Source organism: Coleofasciculaceae cyanobacterium (genome assembly GCA_036703275.1).
Taxonomy (GTDB): Bacteria; Cyanobacteriota; Cyanobacteriia; order Cyanobacteriales; family Xenococcaceae; genus Waterburya.
Map to the genome: position 1 here is coordinate 196,404 of DATNPK010000096.1, position 21,802 is coordinate 218,205.

Here is a 21,802-nt window from a genome sequence, read left to right on the forward strand (position 1 = left end):
TATTCACCAAAAGTTATTCTTTGGGCTTATCGGGCGAAGATTTTTTTGCTTTATATTTTTCAAAATTAATTTTTATTAGTTTTGAAAATTAGGTTGCTCTGGTAGATTATTTTTATAGTCTGAAGGTTTTCTTTCGGGTAAAGGTATATTGCGCAAGCGATCGCGCAACGACGGTTCAGGCGCAGGGGCGGGTATTGGTTTTGGTTGAGGATTTGCTTCTGGTTGCGGTTTAGGCGCAGGTTTAGTTTTTGGTTGTGGTGGAGCTACTTTTGACTCTGGTTTGGGATTATTTGCAGGTTTAGGTTCTGGTGATTTGGGTTTAGCTTCTGGCTTTTCTTCCGTTCTAATTGATGGCAAGGTCAAAGATGGACAAATCTCTGCATCATATTCATAATTAACCTTCACCTGATAGGGTTTAGGCTTTTTCGTCTTATTAGCAAAAATGCGATCGCTAAGATCTTTACTTCCTTGTTGATTGAAAACCGAATATTCTGCTCCTTTAATTAAATCAATTGCCGCGACTGCACCCTGAGTATTTACAACCACACCAAATACGCTGCTTCCTTTGAGTCTTTTGATACAGGCATCTCTAGGATAAATACCTTTAATTTCAATCTTATCTGGTTCAATATCTTCTACTTTAGCTAACCAAGCAATATAGTTTCTTCTGGCATCCTCATCAGTAGTACCAGCATTTGTCTTAGTTAAGCTTTGTCTTAAATTGCTAATGCGCTCTTGAGATTCTACAGCTTTTTTGGTGGCAATTTGCTCAGGAGTTGGCTTTGGTTGCTCAACTTCAGGCTTAGTTACAGGTAATTGTGGCTTCTGTTCTGGTTTTATGGTTGCTTGTGGAGATCGATCTGTTTGAGGAGATTTTTGTGGGAACGTAGGTAAATTATTAGGTGGGGCGGGAATTTTACCCGTATTTGGCGGCAATTTAATCGGTTTTACCTTAAAGTCCGAAGGATCAATTGCTGGAGGTTGAGGTAAATTGGATAAATCTCCGACTGGAGGGCGGGTAATATCGGTTGTGGGTGGCAAGCTAGAAAAATCGAATATAGGTGGTGGCGGAATTGTCAGTGGAGGAAGATTGTTGGAGTTGCCTATGCCAGGAATTAAGTTTGGTGGAATGGCAAAAGGTGCAGCAGGATCGCTGCTATTTGCACCAGGAAGATTATTGGGATCTGATCTGGCTGGATCGTTTAATTGAGGAGATAGATCTGGTAAACGAGACTGTTGTTCTCGATTGAGTTCAATAACCGAAACTTCTCTTTTGCCAGAATCGTTGTTGAATTTTATCGTTGGTAAACCAAACTTTAAGACTAATAAATGAAGCGCGATCGACAGCAACAAACATAGCTGTGCTGGGTTAACTAGTTTACTAGATTGATGGTCTAATTTTGACTGGTAGGACATAACCCGCAACTATAAAATTAAAATATAAAAATTTAGTTATCTAATTTAGAGAATAATTTAAACAAAATAGATAATCATCAATCTAGGTTATGCCTAATTAGTCAAGATGACAATCTATTTTCTATTAGATAGATTTGCATTTTAAACGATCGAGCATTAGATTATAAAAGACGCAACAAATAGCTTAATTTCTAATTTGCACAGGCATTACTAGATAGGTCATTTTTAATCCTCCCAAAGGACTAAAAATAACTGGTTGATTCCATTCATTCAACTGCATTTTTATTTCCGTTGTCGAAAGCGCCTTTAATCCGTCCATTAGGTATTTGATGTTAAAAGCAATTTCGATGTCTTCTCCGATAATTTCGGCTGGCAAAGACTGTTTGGCATTACCCACGTCTTGAGCATCTGCCGAGACAACTAGTTCGGCGCGAGCGTTATTAATGCTAAATTTCACTAAGTTGTTTTTCTGTGCCAATACCGCTACTAGCTCTAGACTGCTCAAGAGACGCTTACGGTTTAAAATAATTTCGCGAGCAAAGTTTTGTGGAATCAGTTGTGCATAAGTAGGATAGTCTCCTAATATTTTTGTACTAGTTAATAGGCGATCGCCCAATTCAAACACGATCACCTGTTCATCGAAACTAACTTTAACCAAATCGGTAGTCTGAGCATCACCTACAATTCTTTCTAGCTCTCGCAATGCTTTGGCAGGTATGGTTACGGCGATTTTTGGTAACTCTATAGTAGATTCTGCGTTTTCAGGATTGAGATCTGTGGCTACAACTGCCAAGCGATGACTATCAGTGGCGGCGAATTCCAAAATATCGCCCAAATTACCTTGTCCCAAGCCTTGGCTTTTTAAATGAACTCCTGTAAGCACTTGTTTGGATAGTTCGGTCGAAGCAGCAAATAAACATCCTCCCAAACCTTTATTTAGGACAGCTATAGGTAGTTCAATAGTTTGTTTCGCTTCAATTGTTGGCAAATTAGGAAACTCGGCTGCGTCTATTCCTGTTAGTTGAAATTGACCTGAAGTTGAGCTGATTGTCGTCATAAAACCATCCTCAGCAACGTCTAGAGTAATTTCTATCTCTGGTAAACGAGTGACAATATCGTTTAATAATTTGGCGGGAAGCGTGATGTCACCGCCTTCAACAACCTCAGCATTAAAACTAGTCTTGATACCCAAACTACCATCAAAGGCAATCAGGCTAACTTTCTGAGTAGTCTCGCTAGCTTTGATTAAAACGTTGCCCAATACCGCAGGTTCTGGACGAGAGGGAACAGCACGATTAACCAGAACCAGATTATTTTTCAGATCGTATGAAGCGCAAACAATTTTCATCTCAGAATCGGAATCTAGGGATATTGCCAAACAATTGTACTATGTTTAGCTCCAAGCTATAAGCTATCAAAATTAAGCTTTCAATAATTCTCGTCAAACAATACACTGACGATAATGTTGAGTATATTTTAAAAGTCTAATTATGCTGTGGTATGGCACTCGAAGCAAAGGTTAAGACACGTCGATCAAAAGCTAATAGCAAATAGCTAATAGCTAATAGCATATTTGCTCATTTTATAACTAACGTCCTAATCTATAGTTCACTTGCTGTAACTAGTTTTTAATTTCTAGTTATCGACTATAATAAACGCTTAATTTAGTCGATAAATTGAGAAAATCAAAAGATTTTGTGGATAAGCTGTGGATAACTTAAGATTTTCTGTTTCATCCTGTGGAAAAAAATTCTGCGATAGTTAAATTAGTTTAGGTTTTAAACTTTTGTCGGCTAACAAAGTTAATCCGATCGCTTAACAAAGATATGGTCTGATTCAAGGCGCGATCTTTTCTGAGCAGTTTAGCAATTTTGTCACAACTATACATGACGGATGTATGATCTTTCCCACCAAACTTTTCGCCAATACGAGGTAAGCTTAGGTCTGTATGTTGTCGCATTAGGTACATAGCGATATGTCTGGCATTGCTAATCTCGCGACGACGAGAGCTACTTTTTAAATCATGGGTAGAGACATTTAAAATCTCGGCTGATACTTCCAGAATAGTTTCTGGAGAGGCAGTAATTTGTTCTACTTTAGGATTGAGTGCCGCTGCGATATTTTCGACCGTCATCGATAAGCCAGACAGAGAAATATAGGCGATCGCCCTAATTAATGCTCCTTCTAATTCTCGGATATTGGAGGTATATTGACTAGCGATATAGGCGATCGCTTCTTTCGGTAAACGAACATTTTCATATTCTGCCTTCTTTTGTAAAATTGCCATGCGGGTTTCCAAATCGGGAACTTGGACATCCGCAATCAAGCCCATCGAGAATCTAGAACTCAAGCGTTCCTGTAGTTTAGGGATTTGCTGTGGAGGGCGATCGCTTGCTAGAACTACCTGTCTTCCTGCCTCATGAAGCGTATTAAAGGTGTGAAAAAATTCTTCTTGGGTATACTCTTTGCCTTCAATAAAGTGAATATCGTCTACTAGTAAAATATCGGCAGTGCGATAATGTTCGCGAAAAGTCTGAATACTATCATTACGAATTGCCGCAATTAAGTCGTTAGTGAATTGTTCAGTCGAAACATAAAAAACCCGCGCCTCAGGATTAATTTCTAGATGATAATGCCCAATTGCCTGCATTAAATGCGTTTTACCTAGTCCAACACCTCCACAGAGAAACAGAGGATTAAAATCTCGTCCAGGAGACTCGGCAACAGCCAAAGAAGCAGCGTGTACCATGCGATTTGTCGGACCAACAACAAAGCTATAAAAAGTATATTTAGGATTTAATTTATTCGGTTTAAGAGAATTTTTAGCAGCAGATGAAGATTCCTGCTGGAGTTGAGCAAAATTGGTTGGTTCGGTTAAAAAATCGAGGTCTGCACCTTGTTGAGATTTGAGACGAATTTCTAGAGGCTTGCCGATAACTTCTGCTACTGCGTCACAAATAATGCCGACATAGTGCTTTTGTAGATGGCTTGTTACAAAAGCGTTAGGAGTTACAATAGTTATACTGTGGACATTAAAATCTTCGACAGTAGTATTTTGAATCCAAGTTTCAAAGGTAGGGCGACTTAGCCGTTCTTCGAGAAGTTCTAGAACTCTTTGCCATAATTGTTCTGCGGAAATTGTCACTCTTTTTAGATAATTAGTAAAGGTGATTTGAAATCAAGACAGGTTGCTTCTGAAGCAGCTTGTACAATTAGTTCTCTTGTAAAATTTTATCAGTTGAGTTGTATTGGGATCGGTAATATTTACTATCTATTTCCAATCGTTAAAACTTTTTTGCAAGACAAAATACTCTTCAAGTAAACCTTACTAATTAATTTAATAGCTGATGAACATGAATAAACTTCCAGCGATCGCTCAAATAGGCCAACCAATTCTCAGAAGCCAGGCTAAACCCGTAAATAAAATTTTAGACCCTTCCATCATAGAGCTAATTGACTTATTAACCGCTACCGCGATCGCCAATTCGGGCGTGGGAATTGCCGCGCCACAAATTTCTCAGCCTTATCGACTGTTTATCATTGCTTCTCATCCCAGCGATCGCTATCCTCATGCGCCAACTATGCCACCGACTGCAATGATTAACCCGCAAATCTTGTCTCATGGTGAAAAAGTAGTCAAAGATTGGGAAGGATGCTTAAGCGTACCTAACGTTAGAGGTTTAGTGCCTAGATATCAAGAAATTGAGGTTGAATACACAACTAAGCAAGGAGAAATAAATCAGGAAATCCTCACCGATTTTGTGGCGCGTATTTTCCAGCATGAATTAGATCATCTTAACGGTATTGTATTTACAGATCGAGTCACAGATCCAGCCGACTTGTATACCGAAGCCGAATATCGTCAGCTTAGATCTTTGAATTAGAAACCAATAAATTTATGATTATTAATATTAAAGTCACTCGTTCTTCTCCTCTTCAAGACAAGGCTTGCGAGTGTCTCCATTGTACAGTCGTCAAGCATCAAAGCAATTATTTAGATAAAATAAGGCGATTTAAGTCTCAATTTTCATAAAAGTGCTAAAATTCTAAGTGGGGAATCAACAGATTAAAGATTAAGTTTGTATCCAGTATCTAATGGTCTTTTCCGTAAAGTATTGAGCTATTTCTTTCCAATAATTCTGTTTCTCTGGACACAACACTCATTGAGAATACATTCAGAATATGTCAATTTACGTAGGCAATTTATCTTACGAAGTTAGTCAAGAAGATTTAAGTGAAGTCTTCAACGAATATGGAACTGTTAAACGAATTCATATTCCTAGCGATCGCGAAACAGGTCGTCCAAGAGGATTTGCTTTTGTCGAAATGGAATCTGAAGCCAACGAAGATAAAGCTATTGAAGCTTTAGACGGTGCCGAATGGATGGATCGCCAGCTAAAAGTTAATAAAGCCAAACCGCGCGAAAACCGAAGTGGCGGTCGAAACAACCGTTTCTAAGCAAACCGATTGAACAGCGATTAAAAACCAATTAAATTAAACAGTCAACGCTTCTAGGAATTGAGTGACATATAGGTCTATACTCTTTCTTTAGAGGCGTTTTGTTATCTAATGTAGATGTAATTTAACGTTTTGTAAATTGGTAAAAAATCAAGGAATACTTTATAACTTTTAACTACAGTATTAGGCTACTAATTATCAATTACGGCAATACATTCAATCTCAACTAATACGTCTTTGGGTAAACGCGAAACCTCAACACAGGCGCGGGCGGGAGCAGTAGCTTCGGCAAAATACTGAGCATATACTTGATTCATGGAGCCAAAGTGGGCTAAATCCGTCATAAAAACGCTAGTTTTGACTACATTATCCCAAGTTGCTCCTGCTTCAGTCAAAATTGCCTCAATATTAGCCATTACTTGCTGAGTTTGTGCGGTGATATCTCCTTCACCAATAATTTTTCCCGACTGGGGATCTAGAGGAACTTGTCCTGCGACAAACAGCATCTGACCACAAGTAGCGATCGCCTGATTATAAGGACCAACTGGGGCGGGTGCTCGATCGGTACGAATAACTTTTTTAAACATGGGAACTAAAAATTAATCCTAATATTAACAACAACGAACTAGAAAGATATAAATTAACGGCAAGAAACTTGCTATTACTAACTTTGTGAGGAACAGCATGATTTTGGTTGACGTGGTGAACCAACTGATAGGCAAAGGGCAAACTACCAAAACCGAGCAAACTAAAAAGAGGCAATGTACCAGTAGCGAGCAAAATTAGCGTTAAGATATAAATACTAGCGGTAGCAGCTGTTAATACCTTCGCACCTTTAGCCGTTCCTAAACGCACAATTGGCGATCGCTTTCCTGCTGCCAAGTCGTCTTCGACCTGATGAAAATGAGAACAAAATAAAATAATTGAGGTAGTAATACCAACAATGCTAGAAATCGCTAAATTATCTGCCGAAAATGTTTGAGTCTGAGCATAGTAGGCAGCAGAAACTGCACCAGGACCAAAGGTAAAGAAACAAATTATTTCTCCCAAACCTAAGTAGCCTAAGCGAAACGGCGGGCCTTGATAGGTATAGCCCAAGAAGCAGCATAGCAATACTAGTGCTAATACCGTTAAATCCTGTTGCCACCAAGACAGGGCTAAAATTCCCCCAATTCCGATACCAAGACAAAGATTAGCTACCCAAAACACTAAAGGTTTATTTCCTGTTAGGTTAACTACCGAATGCGCTTTATTAATGTCAATACCTGTTTCTGAATCAAAAACATCATTGCTCAGGTTTAACCAGGCAATAATCAAAATTGCCGCTCCTAAGAAGGTAAAAAAGAACTGGGGATTAAAAAGATGAGTTTTAGCAAAAGCAACTGCCGTACCCACGGCAATAGGCGCGATCGCTACACTATATATTGGCGGTTTAATTGCAGCTAGCCACAGCCGATGGTTTTTTTGGCTTATTTGCTTGGTAGTCATATGTGCAGTGTACTAGCGGGAATGATAGCTGTTCCACTTTGAAAGGCAACATTTAGTACCCTATCAGTTATCGTTACTGCTGTTTACCAAGTTTCATGAAAGTTAAAGTTTTGCCATAACTACTCTAGCTTGAGCTAATTTATAAAAACGAACTGTTGCCCTTAGTTGTCTTTAGCTAGGACTATTGCAGACAGTAGCCTATAATAAAAATCATAAAAATTGCCCTATTTAGTGGCTGTTTAATTATCAATGGTCAGTTTAATATCTTATTCTAGTTTTGCCGCCTAAACTTTTTGGGTAATGACACAATCTACCAGCTCTATGTCTTTTGCAACTCAATCTAGTAATTTTATTTTAAAAAATAATATCGATACAAAACTCAACAATTTTTGGCAGAATAAAGAACTGAATTTTGCCATTACCAAAGATACAGATATTATTAGTGTTTCTTGTCAAATTCCCAATGTCGATCCTCTTGCCTGCCTCCAAAAATTTAGCCATAGTCATTCGTTACATTTTTATTGGGAAAACTGTAGCAAGCAAGAAGCAGTATCAGCTTGGGGGATTACTCGCAGCGATTATCCCCAGAATAATTCCAGGTTTAGTTCGGCACAAAACTTTATCCAAGATTGTTTTCAACAAATTATTAGAGCGGGGGCGAGCGGTCTATCAATTGGAAAACCGAGCGTGTTTTGTAGCTTTACTTTTTTTGCCGATAATCAGGAGCCTGAGCCTTTTAAATCTGGAACTTTATTTTTACCTCGATTTCAGATAGTTAAAAAACATAAAAATTGCTGTCTAATTGTTAATTTTCCTTTAGAAAAAGGGGAAGATAAAAAATATTTGGTAAAACAGATCAAGCAAAAAGTAGATAGTATTCCTTGGTCTACATTAGGACAACTAAACCTAGAGCGAAAAAATAATTTGTTGTCAACAAATCGCGCTCGCTCACAAGACCCAGATTACTTTAAATCGGTTGTTGCTTCTGCTCTGGAGTCAATTGCTGCTGGTGAATTAAGCAAAATTGTTATTGCCCACACTACTGAAATCCAGTCTAAAGTTCCGTTTAAAATTATTGAATCTTTAGCTAATTTAAGAGGACTTCACCCAGATTGCTATATATTTTCTACGGGTAATGGTGCGGGACAAAACTTTATTGGAGCAAGTCCAGAACGTTTGTTGAGCGTTCAAAACCAACAGCTGGTAACGGATGCTCTAGCAGGATCTGCTCCTAGAGGCACGAATAATGCCGAAGATTTGCACTTGGCTAATTTATTGCTCAAAAATAGAAAAGAAAAGCGAGAGCATCAAGCCGTTCGTGACTTCATAATTGAGCGTCTGCGAGGTATCGGTCTAAAACCCCAGCAGCTGCCTTTACAACTGCTCAAGCTATCAAATATTCAACATCTGTGGACACCAATCTATGCTCACCTCCCCGCAGATATTGAGCCGTTAGAGATTGTAGCATTGCTCCATCCAACTCCTGCGGTAGCTGGTGTATCTACCGAAATTGCCTGTGAAAAGATCCGTTACTATGAAAAATCTGCTCGCTCTCTCTACGCAGCACCTCTAGGATGGGTAGACTACGAAGGAAATTGCGAATTTATTGTCGGTATTCGTTCGGCGCTAATTGATGGCGATCGCGCTATGCTATATGCTGGGGCAGGTATAGTTTCTGGTTCTAATCCTGACAAAGAATTTGATGAGGTGCAGCTAAAATTGCAGTCTTTGTTAAAAGCATTAGTGTAACTATATTTAACGATTACTGACGGCTCATATCAGATATAAACAAGAATGCGACAGATTCTGTAAGGGCAAACGCCGTTTGCCCCTACCCAAAACATCAAATGATCGATTTTCGTAATGTAAATACGCTGTGGGCATCGATATTAACCGAGACGTTGTATCGTTGTGGCATTACCACTGCTGTAGTTTGTCCAGGCTCACGTTCAACTCCTTTAGCAATTGCCTTTGCCAGTCATCAAGGAATTATCGCTATTCCAATTTTAGATGAGCGTTCGGCAGCCTTTTTTGCCCTTGGTAGAGCTAAAAAAACTGGTTTACCTACAGCGTTAGTTTGTACCTCTGGAACAGCTGGAGCCAATTTTTATCCCGCGGTAATCGAAGCCAAAGAAAGCGGTGTTCCTTTAATTATTTTGACGGCAGATCGCCCTCCAGAACTACGTAACTGTCATGCAGGACAAGCGATCGATCAGGTAAAGCTATACGGTAATCTTCCTAACTGGCAGTGTGAACTAGCATTGCCTGAAGCGACTAGCACCATGCTGCGCTATCTGCGACAAACCATGATTCAAGCATGGCAACAGTCTTTATTTCCCACTCCTGGAGTCGTACATCTTAATATTCCTTTACGCGAACCATTAATACCTATTGAACAATCATTAGCAATCAAAAATCAATTTTCAATTGAGGATTTCTTTTCGGCGGTTGCTAGTATACCAGTAAAGTATCCGAACGCTTCTTGTTCTTTACCCTGGAATAGTTGGCAAGGTAAGTCAGGCATTATTATTGCTGGTTTAGCCCAACCTCAAGATCCCCAAGCTTATTGTCAGGCGATCGCGCTTTTAGCTCAACACCTCTCTTTTCCTGTCTTAGCCGAAGCCTTATCTCCTCTGAGAAATTACGCACGACTTAATCCTTATTTGATTTCAACTTATGATTCAATTTTGCGTCAGTCACAAGCACACAAACTAATTCCCGAAGTGGTGATTCAAATTGGCGAACTACCCACCAGCAAGCAGCTAAGAACTTGGTTAGATAAACTGGGGATCGAGCGTTGGGTTATCGAGCAAAAAGTTGAGAACTTCGATCCGCTGCATGGCAAAACGATTCAGATTCATAGCTCAATTGAACAGGTTGCTCAAAATATAGCAATAGATGATCAAAATGGTTTAACATCAAGCTATTGTAAGCAGTGGTGCGAATTAGAAGCCATAACTAGAACTGGCTTAGATAGTACTCTCGAATCCCTCAGCGATCTACATGAAGCAAAGGCTGCATGGCTTGTTTCTCACAGTCTGCCATCAGGTACGCCAATTTTCATCGCCAACAGTATGTCGGTGCGTAATGCTGAATATTTTTGGCAACCTAACAACAATCAAATAGTTCCCTACTTTAACCGTGGAGCAAATGGGATTGATGGTACGCTTTCTACCGCTTTGGGTATTGCCTATCAAGATGCGGGGGTATTATTGACAGGAGACTTGACTTTACTACACGATACTAATGGCTTTTTGCTCCGTCAGAAATTTCAAGGGCATTTAACTATTATTGTAATTAATAATAACGGTGGGGGTATCTTCGAGATGTTGCCGATCGCCGACTTCCCCTCATTTGAAGAGTATTTTGCTACACCGCAATCAGTTGATTTGACTCAACTTTGTGCTGCCTATGATGTGGAACATCAAACAATAAAAAATTGGCAACAGTTAGGAAGCTTAATCAAAAACTTACCTAAGTCGGGCATCAGAGTTTTAGAACTTACTTGCGATCGCCATGCAGATGCTATTTGGTTAAAAAACAATCTGGGTAAATTTGGTAAATAACTATATATGAGCTACAAAAGTTAAGAAAATGGTTGAGTAAGCCAGTAGGCAAAGGTAATAAAACCAATGCTGGTGCTACACATTAGAACGTATAGAATACAGTACGGTTTTTTGTTTTTCACCTTTATAGGTAGATAGGTAGATAGGTAGATAGGTAGATTGGTAGATTGGTATTTTAAAAAGATTTTAAATATGCACCCAGTTTGATCCAGGTTGAGGGTGCGGTATTTATCTGTCAACACTTTTATAAGTTGGTGGTTGACTGTATTTATATATCTATATTAACCAATTTTAAGTTTTTAAACAATATTTTGGTAATTTTAATATTTAGCCAGATTTATCACTTATTTTCTTATTTAACCTTCGCTTACCTGCTACGATAAATCAAAACAAATTGAGTATCGAAAAGCAATACAGCATAACTTCACAAAATGTAATATAAAGCCAATTAACTGACCTTATTCATAAATTAACTATCTGTAAAGGGTAAACTCTGACGTGCTTGCTCTAGATATGCACACCATTTTGCGGCCAAAGAAATGTCAGTGAAGGGAATTTGTATAGATTCTCGGTCATTCAAGCTAAATTTCAGGGCGGTTTTTCCTTTGTTTGGCAGATTATCTAATTCTACAGTGCCTGGCGCAGCCATTTTGACAGGTCGATCTTTCACCATTAAATTGATTTCTACTACATCGTCCAAAGAAAAACTTTGTAAATCAATCATTCCTTTACGAGTAGGTTTACCCCAAGTGACTCGATCTTTTTTAATACCCAACACGGCATAAATATCAAACTTAGCGTTATCAAAATCCTCTGCCCAAACTTTATAAGCTTCTAGTTTTTGATATTCGTTCCAACCACTCCAGGCTAGCCAGATAAACGCTGCCAACAGCGGTAGCCACAAAAGTCCTCTTTCCATATTTATAATTAACTCTTGCTTAGTTCAGATTAATTTTATCTTGTCAGCTAATAGCTATTAGCCATCAGTAACAAGTTAAGACAAAATTCTATTTGTCAACCAATACTTGACAAATATTTATAAGATTATCAATCGCTTCCTATTATCGGTATTTAGAACTTTAACTTTCTTTTTCGTCTTAAATAGTCTAAGGTTGCGAATCGCCTTTCATCAATTTGCTGCTGCCTCTTTGACTATTCCCTGAGATATTGAACTCGGACAGGCATCTTGGCTAGACAGTCCCCACCGATAGTCTCAAGGGTACAACGACCAAGATGAGCGGCAGCAAGTAACCGTTGCATCCTCACCAAGATCTTTCAACTGTCCGCTTCATCGACTTGTTGGGCTGCGCTTCAACTTGTCGATAGTCCTCTACCCTCATACTTTAAGGGCAGCTTTGCCGATATTCTTCTAAATCGCCAATAATGTCTAGAATTTCAACGAACCGAGAGCCAAAGTCGGCCAACTTATATTCGACACGAGGCGGAATCTCAGGATAAGCAACTTTTTCGATAATACCAAAATTGACGAGATCCGTTAACCGCTCATTTAAAACTTTAGTTGTCAATCCCTCAGTTGCGCGAGTCATTGCTCCTGGACGGTTAGTTCCGTAGCCAATTAAGCGTAAAACTTCCAACATCGATTTACAACCCAGCGTATGCTCCACGATATAACTACCTTATCAAGGTTATTAACCAGAAGATTTTTGTGTAAGTGCCAGGGGTATTTTATAACTAATTCTAGTTCTAAGTTTTTTTGCAGCATCGTATTTCGCGATTACGCTGGGTGACTGCACCCGAATGGGTACCCTAATCGATCGCCTGTTACTCGAAACTACATCAAAATTTTTTCTATTTCCTTGACAAGCTGTTAGCTATTAGTTGTTTGTCGAAAAAAGTAAAGATGATAATTACCTAATCTCCAGTCATCTCAATAATTCCGCCACCCAAAACCATTTCTCCCTTATACAAAACCGCTGCTTGTCCTGGAGTTACGCCAAACTGATGTTCCTCAAACATAATTTTGATGCGGGAGTTTTCAAGAGGAATTATTTGTGCAGGTACAGATTGAGAACGATAGCGAATTTTAACTTCGGCGCTGATCGGTGTAGTTGGTTTAGCAATAGAAATCCAGTTCATTCTAGATGCTGTACATTCTAATCGTCCCCCAGCGTAGCGATCGCCTACTACTACTCGATTCATTATCGCATCTAACTTAACTACGTACAAAGGTTCTGGTGCAGCAATACCCAAACCTCTTCTTTGTCCAATAGTGTAATGATGGATTCCTCTGTGTTTTCCTAAGACGTTTCCCGCCATGTCTACTATATCTCCTTCGTTTTGCTTGATATAGCGATCTAAGAAAGTCTGCATCGAGCCATGGGCTTCTACTAAACACAAATCTTGGCTTTCAGGTTTTTCTGCCGTAGCTAAACCAAATTCTCCTGCGATGCGACGAGTTTGTTCTTTGGTTTGATTACCTAAAGGAAAAACCGATCCTGCTAATAATTCTTGAGTCAGATCGTACAAAAAATAAGACTGATCTTTATTCCGATCTACCGCTTTCCAAAGTTGATAGCGATCGCTCTGCTCATCGTAATTGATTCTGGCGTAATGACCAGTAGCAATTTTATCTGTAGCTAATTCTTTTTTGGCATAGTCCAACATGGGCGAAAATTTCACCGCCCGGTTGCACTGAGAACAGGGAAGAGGAGTAACTCCAGCTTCATAACCATCGACTAAATAATCAATGATATTTGCTTGAAAGACCTCTCTACTATCCACAATATGATGGGGAATGCCTAATTCTTCGCAAAGTCGAGCAGCATCCACCATTCCCTCGGAACAACATTGGCCTTTACCCTTCATTAACCAAAGGGTAAGACCAATTACTTCGTAACCTTGATGATGTAAGGTAGCAGCAGCAACTGAACTGTCTACGCCACCAGATAAGCCGACAACGACCTTATTCATGAAACTTATTCGAGAATGTTAACTTCTATTCAAATTGAGGGTACTTTAAAACTACCTGTTTCGTTTGCTCGACGATAGTAACTATCTATGTTAACGAAAATATTGAGACTGTATTTATATACATTATCTCATTTTATGACCTGCTGTGCGACCTGGGACGTGTCTTCGACTTCACAGTTTCGGCGTTATTCTAAGTCTAAAATATCTATACTTGATCTAGCCCGAACAAGCATAGATATAGAATTATTAATGAAAATGGTTAAATTAAACCATTATTTTAAATAGATATTGGCAAATTACTTTTCATACGGCAATTTTTTATTTGAAACATGAATACTAACTATAAATATTGTTTGCTATCTTTAAGCAGCTTGTCGATCGCTTTTAATTCGGTGATCGCTGTCAATGCTGCCGATGTTAAAACTCAAAAGCAATTATTTTTTCCTCTAAATATTTCTGAAAGTAGCACTGTTTATTTAAGTAAAAGTAATCATAATTCCAGTAATAATGGCTCGCGGGAATACACTTTTAAAGCACCAGATAGTAAAACTTTGACCAATAATAAACAACTAACAGCAGCACAGGGCTATAGGGTAGAGGTTTATGGTAGTGCCGACGAACTATTGCTTCAAGTAAAAGATATTGAACCAGGCGCTTTTATCAAAGGCAATATTATTCAGGTGGGAATATTTAGTCAACAAGACAACGCGGAAGATTTGGTACGTAAGCTGGCTGTTGCAGGTTTATGGGCAAGAATTGTGGCTCAGTAGATTAAAACAATTCAGGGTTTTTGGTGAATGGTTGCTTTTTTCAACTTTTTAGAGAGTTATAACAGATTTAATGCTGATTATTTGTCTCCATAACTCCTCCCCCGCCATTTAGTCGGTTTTGTTAATGAGGATAGGAAAATTCGCAACACCGCCAGCTGATCGGCAAGAGGTGATAACCAGAAGAAGAAAGAAGAGCCAGAATAGGAAGAGGCGATCGCCATTAACATTCCATAACGCAATAAAAACAGAAAAGCGTTTAAACTAAATAATGTAATTATGTTGGGGGAATTATTGCCTAAATAAAGCAGGTAACTAGTTAATAGCAGCAACGGTAACGGTAAAGCCTGGACACACAAGAGGAATAAAATGTCTCCCCAAACTTGGGAGTTAGAAGCAGCATCTTTAAGATCGAGCGATCGCCCCCATTCATTCCAGGTTTCTTTTGCCCCCTCATACATTCTGACCTTAATCACTTTAGAACCATCAAAGAAGCCCACTTTGTAATCCGCAGCAGCAATATTTCTGGCTAAAGTGACATCATCACAAAACGAACCCGCAGCAGAAGTGTAACCATCAAGTTTTGACAATACTGAGCGACGACACAGAAAACACTGTCCATTTGCCATCACTCTACTTGAATTTACTGCATCCACTCCCGCCGAATCAAAGCGGTATAGTAGCGTCATTAATAAAGCAGGCTGCAAGCACCATTCCCCTGGGTATTTCAGCATAAACTGCGGTGCTAGAGACACCATGTCATAGCCTTCGGCTTCGGCAATACCAACTAAACTAGCAATTAAACCACGTTGGGGTTCAGTGTCTGCATCTATGCCCAAAAACCACTCACTATGATTAGAAGTGTGTAAATAACCTGTGTGCAAAGCCCAAGGACGACCAACCCAGCCAGGCGGCAAAGGATCGTCAGTAATCAGACGTAACCGAGGATCGCTTTGACCCGCGGCTTTTACTAGATCCTGTGTGCCGTCTTGAGAATTACTATCTACAATAATTGCTTCGCGCAGTTCATAGCTTTGATGACTTAAACCAGTTAAACAGGGAGTGATTCTTGTAGCTTCATTTAGTGTAGGTACAACAACACTTACTTTACCAATAAGATCGGGATTAGCTGCCTGGGGTTGTAAAGGCGATCGCCTGCTTGCTCCTTTAAGTAAACGAGATAATAAAATTGCGGTGCTTACTAGCTGGGAGATTAGAACCCCAAAAGCAAATGCGTAGAAAAGCTCAGAATTCACTAATTATTCCTGGAGATGTGATGATCAATTGTTGATTGTTGCTGGTTGCTTAGCCGTTACCAAAGCATCATTTTGACTGGAGGAAACAGGTTGTTTAGTTGCCATCCAATAAAGAACGACCAGAGGAAGAATACCAAGAACAACTCCTAATAATACAGGAATATAGAATCCTGCTGCTAAACTCAAAATTGCAGCGAAGGCGAAATTAGCTAGGTAGATAGCTAGAGGAAGTTTGAGATCGTTATTGGGTAGCGTGAATGGCTTGATCTTCCACAGCAAAGTAGCCACCGTCATAAACACAATTCCTGTACCCATCCAACCGGCAAAGTTTTGATAGGGCATACCAAAAAATGCTCCTGGCTGATCCCATACCCAAAAAGGAATTGGTGCTTGACTCATGGCAGGATCTAGCACAAAGTCCCATGAAGTGAGACACAGTGAACCAAATACAATTGCACCAAGTTGACATAACCAATTGCTTATTGCCCATCTTTTTAATCCTGCCAAAGCGATTACATAAGCACTAAAGCCTAAATAAAACCAAGACAAGGGAATCGTAAACGGTACTAATCCCGCGATTTTATAACCTAATCCACTAAGGTAACGATATTGACCGAAGGGAAATCCTGTACTAGTACCTAACAATTCGCTACCTAAAGATAGGGCGATCGCTGGAATCATAAAGCTCAACCAATGCCACACGCCTAATGTACGATAGGCATAAAGAGCAACCGCAGCCGTAGCTAGCAGCATATAAACTACCCCCCCGCCTGCCATTGACCAACCAAAAATCGTCGAACCCCATTCAAACTGGGCTAACTTTGCCTGAAAATCAACATTAGGCAACACGAGAATAATTCCTGCCAAGCCAAACGCCATCGCTAAGACATGACCTGTTAATAAATAATTTTCGGTACTGAATGTTCGCTTCATAAGTTAAATACTTTTATTGTATAAAGATTAGCCTACTCAACTAGTTTACAAACATTGATTAAGTTATGTATAGCAAAAAGAGGAATTAATTCTCAATTGAGGCTGTATAGCCCCAGATTCACAGAAAATAGTAGAGTTAAGGTGTTGTGGTTTGCTCTAAATAATAAGTTGCCAAAAGCGATCACAACAAGATCAAACAACTAAGTCTCAATAGGTATAAAACAAGGGTAATTTGATAGATGTACCAAGGAAGTATAAAAGAGTTACATCAGCAGTTAATTAGTAAAGAACGTTCGGCAGTAGAAATTGCCCAAGCTACTTTAAAACACATTGAAACAGTAGAACCAAAAGTTAAAGCGTTTCTGGCTGTAACTGCCGACGAAGCGTTAGCCACGGCAAAAGCAGTGGATAACAAAATTGCAGCAGGGGAATCTATTGGAATAATTGAGGGTATTCCCATAGGAATTAAAGACAATATGTGTACCAAGGGGATCAAAACCACCTGCGCTTCTCAGATTTTAGCTAATTTTGTGCCTCCTTATGAATCTACCGTTACTCAAAAATTAAAAGATGCGGGAATGGTTTTCGTCGGCAAAACTAACCTAGATGAGTTTGCTATGGGAGGCTCGACGGAAAACTCTAGTTTTCAAACTACAGCTAATCCTTGGGACTTAGAAAGAGTTCCAGGAGGTTCTTCTGGTGGTTCAGCAGCAGCAGTAGCAGCAGGAGAATGTGTAGTTGCTCTAGGTTCAGATACAGGAGGCTCGATTCGCCAACCTGCTTCTCTTTGTGGCGTAGTAGGATTAAAACCCACTTATGGTTTAGTGTCGCGTTTTGGCTTGGTGGCTTTTGGCTCGTCTTTAGATCAAATTGGTCCTTTTTCCCGTAGCGTAGAAGATTCCGCGATTTTGCTCAATGCGATCGCTGGACACGATCCTCGTGATTCTACCAGTCTTAAAGTAGACATTCCCGACTATAGGCAATATCTCCAGCCTGAACTCAAAAAAGGTTTAAAAATCGGCATCATCACCGAAACTTTTGGATCGGGATTAGATTCCGTGGTTGCGGAAACGGTAAAAACCGCGATCGCCAAATTAGAGGAACTTGGTGCAGAAGTAAAAGAAATTTCCTGTCCTCGTTTCCGCTATGGTATAGCAGCATATTACATTATTGCTCCTTCAGAAGCTTCTGCTAACTTAGCTCGTTATGATGCAGTTAAGTATGGGATCCGAAAAGAATCTGATAACCTGCTGGAAATGTATACTGGTACGCGTGCTGCTGGTTTTGGAGCAGAAGTAAAACGGCGGATTATGATTGGTACTTATGCACTTTCGTCAGGATATTACGATGCCTATTATCTCAAAGCGCAAAAAGTTCGTACTTTAATCAAACAAGATTTCGATCACGCATTTGAAGATGTAGATGTTTTAGTTGCGCCTACCGCGCCTACCACAGCATTTAAAGCAGGAGATAAAACTACAGATCCTCTAAGTATGTACCTTTTAGATTTGATGACTATTCCCGTTAACTTAGCTGGTTTACCAGGAATGAGTATTCCCTGCGGTTTCGATCGTCAAGGTTTACCGATTGGATTGCAGTTGATCGGTAATGTTTTACGAGAAGATGTACTGTTTCATACCGCCCATGCTTATGAACAGGCGACAGAATGGCATAAAAAACACCCCGAAATCTAAAAATATAGCGGGATGGCAGAATTTTTTAAGGGCGAATCTGAATTCGCCCCTATCTATAACGATGTCATCTAAATCTCGTCAGGAATTATCCATTTTGGCGGTTCAGATATCTTCTTCATGCGGGCTATCTCCGCCATTTCCAGCATTTTATCTAGTGAAGTGTCTTCAATAAATTTAGCAGCTTCGTTTCGATATTCTTTATTCGGGCAGCGATCGCCTAAAACGCAGCCATTAGCGCAATCTACTGCGCAGTTTACTTGCTCTGGATTCATATTCTCAGCTTAAAATTCGTCTTTAAGTATTTTAGTATTTTTAAATAATGGTGTAATAAGTTACCAAGCCCGAAGGGCTGAAGTAATGAGTAATGAGTAATGAGTAATGAGTAATGAGTAATAAGGAAAAAAACTCGCTACTGGCTGTAATTAAAACCCTAAATCAGCTTTAGCAATTTCCGCTGCTGCATATACTTCTTCATTGGGCATTTCTTCCCAATCGGTGCAGCCAATCTCGCGATAGAATTGAGCATCATAGGCGCGAGTACGCACTACCACTGGCATCGGCACAGCATGACCTAAGATTAAAGCCTGTTGTTTAGAATCTAGTTTGGCTAATACCGACTTTAAGTTTGCTCCCCCAGATACTCCTGTAAAGATTGCCTCGATATCTTTCTCATCATTCAGTAAGCAGGTGACACGAGTACCAATCTGGGACATAACTTCATTATCAATTCCCGAGGGACGCTGATCGACTACCAGCAAGGTAACAAAATACTTCCGCATCTCACGGGCGATCGTACCAAAGATAGTTTGATGCACGATACTAGAATCGAGGAAACGGTGAGCTTCTTCGATGGTTATTACCAACTGGCGGGGTTTATCGAGAGGGTTTTTGGTTTGCAAAAAATGATCGGCTTTTTTGACGTAGCTGGCGTGGATACGACGGGTAATCATATTGGTCGCCAGCATATAGGAAAGCATATTAGACTGAGAGCCAAATTCGATAATTACGTTTTTACCCGCAGCTAAAGCCTGAATTAACTGATCGATGTAGTTGTGGGGACAGGCTGAACGAATATATTTAAGGCTGTCTAAACGCATTAATTTACGCTGCAAGGAAGAGATTGAACCCTGGTGTCCTTGTTTAGACTCACAAAACAGCTTGATATCTTCGTTGGTCATGTTGAGCAAACGCATGATCCAAGACTTACCATATTCGTTATACAAAATGTTGGCATTATCCATCGCTGCTTCGGATAGACCTAATTCCGAAGAGACTAATTTGAGATCTTCAATCTCGATTTGATCGTAGCTGAGATAAAGTTCTTGAGCATCTCTAACGCCTCTGCGTTTGGTAGACTCGGGGTCTAAAGTATACATTTCTACTTTGCCAGGAAACAGCTGACGTAAGCCTTTAACGGTGCTTACTTGTTTACCTTCCTTCATCGCTTCCCAGCCATATTCTGAGTGCATATCAAACATCAGATTGACTGCTGCATCTTTGCGAATTACTCCAGATAATAGCAGACGAGTTAAAAATGATTTACCTGTCCCAGATTTACCAAATATGCCGTTACTTCTCTCCACAAAACGATCTAGATCAACACATACGGGTACATCCATATCTAAAGGTTGACCGATGGAAAAGTTACGGCGAAAAGGATCGTCTTCCCAACCAAACACGCTACGAAAATCATGTTCGCTGGCTTCGTAAACTTGGCTAAAGTGAGCTGGAATTGTCTTAACAGGCAGCAATTCCATGTCAGTACTAGTTTGAGGTTGTAACGAACCCAGACTAGTATTAGTATATTGATTCGACTGTATCGGTAAGCTAGAAAAGTCGCTCTGGGTTGCGGTGGGGGTAAACATCAGCATCGGCGAAAGATCGACCGTGCCGTAAGTACCGCTGCCAGCTAGAACATCTCTTAAAAAAGTATCTTCAATGGGTGGAGGATTGGCAATAATGCGATCGCTCGAACAGCCTAAAGATACATCAGTTAATAAGCAAAAAAAACGCGATCTAGTTCCCTGGACTACAAGAAATTTGCCGACTCGCATATCTTCCACCGATACATCGGGGTGTAATCTTACTTCTAAACCTTTGGTTAAAGAACCTTGAATAACCGAACCTAAGGGGATCTGAGAATTCATGTTTTGTTGATGATCGGGGTTTTCTTAAGCTGCGAAGCCGACTAGGTTTTTGCCAATATGCAGGGTTTTTTTGCTAACTTACGCTTATTGCGCTAATTCTAGCCGATTTAGTTTTTAATATCCTATCAGATCAAAATAAAAAGTTATTATGCAAAGTACTAAAGAACTAATCTTAGCCACAATGGGCTGCGGGACATGGGCGTGGGGTAACCGTCTGTTGTGGGGTTATGACGAGAGTATGGACAGTCAATTACAGCAGGTGTTTAATCTTTGCGTTAGTAATGGAGTAACTCTGTTTGATACTGGTGATTCTTATGGTACAGGTAAACTCAACGGTCAGAGCGAAAAGCTGTTAGGAAGATTTGAGCGGGAATATTTGGGAGTGAATAAAGAGCAGATTTGTCTGGCAACTAAATTAGCTGCTTATCCCTGGCGGTTAACTTCAAAGTCGATGATAAAAGCAGGATTTGCCTCCGTACAACGGATGGGTAGAGTAGATCTAGCACAGATGCACTGGTCAACGGCTAATTATTTTCCTTGGCAAGAATGGCAGCTATTGGATGGTTTGGCAGATTTATACGAACAGGGGGTAATTAAAGGTATAGGACTATCTAACTATGGTACGAAGAGATTGATTAAAGTTCACCAGAAATTTAGCGATCGCCAAATTCCGATTGCTAGCTTACAGGTACAGTATTCTCTGCTCTCTACTTATCCCGTAAATGATTTGGGCATCAAAGACACCTGCGATGAATTGGGAATAAAATTAATTGCCTATAGTCCTTTATGTTTGGGTGTTCTAACTGGAAAATATTCCCATCCTAGTACCTATCCTAAAGGTTTACGAGGCTTGCTGTTCAAAAGATTAGTTCCTGAGGCCAAACCGTTGTTGAACTGTTTGAGTGCGATCGCGCAATACCGTAATAAAACGATGGCTCAAGTGGCTATTAATTGGTGCATTGCCAAGGGTGCAATTCCGATTCCTGGAGCAAAAAATCTCAAACAAGCACAAGAAAATATTGCAGCTAAGGATTGGTTACTAGACGCAGGCGAAGTGGCAGAATTAGACTGTACAGCAGCAAAAATAAATAAGCCAATGGTGCAGAATGTTTTTCAAACTCGCTAATTGTCGATAATTCCATCTTT

19 protein-coding genes are annotated in these 21,802 nt (G+C 39.8%); 7 read left to right on the top strand and 12 right to left on the bottom strand.

What is annotated here, in order from left to right:
* Positions 1 to 75 precede the first annotated feature (75 nt).
* From V6C71_20120 to dnaA, 3 genes are all read right to left on the bottom strand, one after another.
* The gene (locus tag V6C71_20120) at positions 76 to 1,416 is read right to left on the bottom strand and encodes a hypothetical protein (protein HEY9770764.1); all 1,341 of its coding nucleotides are present in this window, start codon (positions 1,414 to 1,416) and stop codon (positions 76 to 78) included.
* Between the two features lie 184 nt (positions 1,417 to 1,600).
* Positions 1,601 to 2,764: a DNA polymerase III subunit beta gene (gene dnaN, locus V6C71_20125; protein HEY9770765.1), complete on the bottom strand. Its 1,164-nt coding sequence runs from the start codon at positions 2,762 to 2,764 to the stop codon at positions 1,601 to 1,603.
* Between the two features lie 423 nt (positions 2,765 to 3,187).
* A complete protein-coding gene (gene dnaA, locus V6C71_20130) occupies positions 3,188 to 4,561 on the bottom strand; it encodes a chromosomal replication initiator protein DnaA (GenBank protein HEY9770766.1) in 1,374 nt (457 codons plus the stop codon).
* A gap of 208 nt (positions 4,562 to 4,769) precedes the next feature.
* Here dnaA and def point away from each other — a divergent pair, with 208 nt between their 5' ends.
* Both def and V6C71_20140 read left to right on the top strand, forming a co-directional pair.
* On the top strand, positions 4,770 to 5,300 hold the full coding sequence (gene def, locus V6C71_20135) for a peptide deformylase (GenBank protein HEY9770767.1): 531 nt from the start codon (positions 4,770 to 4,772) through the stop codon (positions 5,298 to 5,300).
* Between the two features lie 298 nt (positions 5,301 to 5,598).
* A complete protein-coding gene (locus V6C71_20140; protein ID HEY9770768.1) occupies positions 5,599 to 5,874 on the top strand; it encodes an RNA-binding protein in 276 nt (91 codons plus the stop codon).
* Positions 5,875 to 6,065: 191 nt separating this feature from the next.
* On the opposite strand, the gene V6C71_20145 is transcribed toward V6C71_20140, so the two are convergent.
* Both V6C71_20145 and menA read right to left on the bottom strand, forming a co-directional pair.
* Positions 6,066 to 6,461, bottom strand: coding sequence for a RidA family protein (locus tag V6C71_20145; protein ID HEY9770769.1), 396 nt, complete (start codon positions 6,459 to 6,461; stop codon positions 6,066 to 6,068).
* On the bottom strand, positions 6,454 to 7,362 hold the full coding sequence (menA, locus tag V6C71_20150) for a 2-carboxy-1,4-naphthoquinone phytyltransferase (protein ID HEY9770770.1): 909 nt from the start codon (positions 7,360 to 7,362) through the stop codon (positions 6,454 to 6,456). Before menA ends, V6C71_20145 begins: the two co-directional genes overlap by 8 nt.
* A gap of 321 nt (positions 7,363 to 7,683) precedes the next feature.
* On the opposite strand from menA, the gene V6C71_20155 reads away from it, so the two are divergent.
* Entirely contained in the window at positions 7,684 to 9,111 is a 1,428-nt protein-coding gene (locus V6C71_20155) for an isochorismate synthase (protein HEY9770771.1), read from the top strand.
* Positions 9,112 to 9,209: 98 nt separating this feature from the next.
* Complete coding sequence (gene menD, locus V6C71_20160) at positions 9,210 to 10,928, top strand: 2-succinyl-5-enolpyruvyl-6-hydroxy-3-cyclohexene-1-carboxylic-acid synthase (GenBank protein ID HEY9770772.1); 1,719 nt, start codon at positions 9,210 to 9,212, stop codon at positions 10,926 to 10,928.
* A gap of 469 nt (positions 10,929 to 11,397) precedes the next feature.
* Here the strand turns inward: menD and V6C71_20165 are convergent, their stop codons facing one another.
* The 3 genes from V6C71_20165 to mnmA form a co-directional block, all read right to left on the bottom strand.
* Positions 11,398 to 11,847, bottom strand: a complete 450-nt coding sequence (locus V6C71_20165; protein ID HEY9770773.1) for a hypothetical protein — start codon at positions 11,845 to 11,847, stop codon at positions 11,398 to 11,400.
* 424 nt (positions 11,848 to 12,271) lie between these two features.
* Positions 12,272 to 12,526 (bottom strand): helix-turn-helix domain-containing protein, encoded by a 255-nt coding sequence (locus tag V6C71_20170; GenBank protein ID HEY9770774.1) that lies wholly within the window; start codon positions 12,524 to 12,526, stop codon positions 12,272 to 12,274.
* A gap of 274 nt (positions 12,527 to 12,800) precedes the next feature.
* Complete coding sequence (gene mnmA / locus V6C71_20175; GenBank protein HEY9770775.1) at positions 12,801 to 13,859, bottom strand: tRNA 2-thiouridine(34) synthase MnmA; 1,059 nt, start codon at positions 13,857 to 13,859, stop codon at positions 12,801 to 12,803.
* Positions 13,860 to 14,188: 329 nt separating this feature from the next.
* Between mnmA and V6C71_20180 the strand changes: the two genes are divergently transcribed.
* A complete protein-coding gene (locus tag V6C71_20180) occupies positions 14,189 to 14,629 on the top strand; it encodes a hypothetical protein (protein ID HEY9770776.1) in 441 nt (146 codons plus the stop codon).
* 77 nt (positions 14,630 to 14,706) lie between these two features.
* Here V6C71_20180 and V6C71_20185 read toward each other — a convergent pair whose 3' ends face one another.
* Positions 14,707 to 15,882: a glycosyltransferase family 2 protein gene (locus V6C71_20185; protein ID HEY9770777.1), complete on the bottom strand. Its 1,176-nt coding sequence runs from the start codon at positions 15,880 to 15,882 to the stop codon at positions 14,707 to 14,709.
* 24 nt (positions 15,883 to 15,906) lie between these two features.
* Complete coding sequence (locus tag V6C71_20190; protein ID HEY9770778.1) at positions 15,907 to 16,815, bottom strand: carotenoid biosynthesis protein; 909 nt, start codon at positions 16,813 to 16,815, stop codon at positions 15,907 to 15,909.
* A 239-nt stretch (positions 16,816 to 17,054) separates the two neighbouring features.
* Between V6C71_20190 and gatA the strand changes: the two genes are divergently transcribed.
* Entirely contained in the window at positions 17,055 to 18,509 is a 1,455-nt protein-coding gene (gatA, locus tag V6C71_20195; GenBank protein ID HEY9770779.1) for an Asp-tRNA(Asn)/Glu-tRNA(Gln) amidotransferase subunit GatA, read from the top strand.
* 68 nt (positions 18,510 to 18,577) lie between these two features.
* On the opposite strand, the gene V6C71_20200 is transcribed toward gatA, so the two are convergent.
* A complete protein-coding gene (locus V6C71_20200; GenBank protein ID HEY9770780.1) occupies positions 18,578 to 18,781 on the bottom strand; it encodes a hypothetical protein in 204 nt (67 codons plus the stop codon).
* Between the two features lie 150 nt (positions 18,782 to 18,931).
* Entirely contained in the window at positions 18,932 to 20,656 is a 1,725-nt protein-coding gene (locus V6C71_20205) for an ATP-binding protein (GenBank protein ID HEY9770781.1), read from the bottom strand.
* Between the two features lie 148 nt (positions 20,657 to 20,804).
* Between V6C71_20205 and V6C71_20210 the strand changes: the two genes are divergently transcribed.
* Complete coding sequence (locus tag V6C71_20210; protein ID HEY9770782.1) at positions 20,805 to 21,782, top strand: aldo/keto reductase; 978 nt, start codon at positions 20,805 to 20,807, stop codon at positions 21,780 to 21,782.
* Positions 21,783 to 21,802 lie beyond the last annotated feature (20 nt).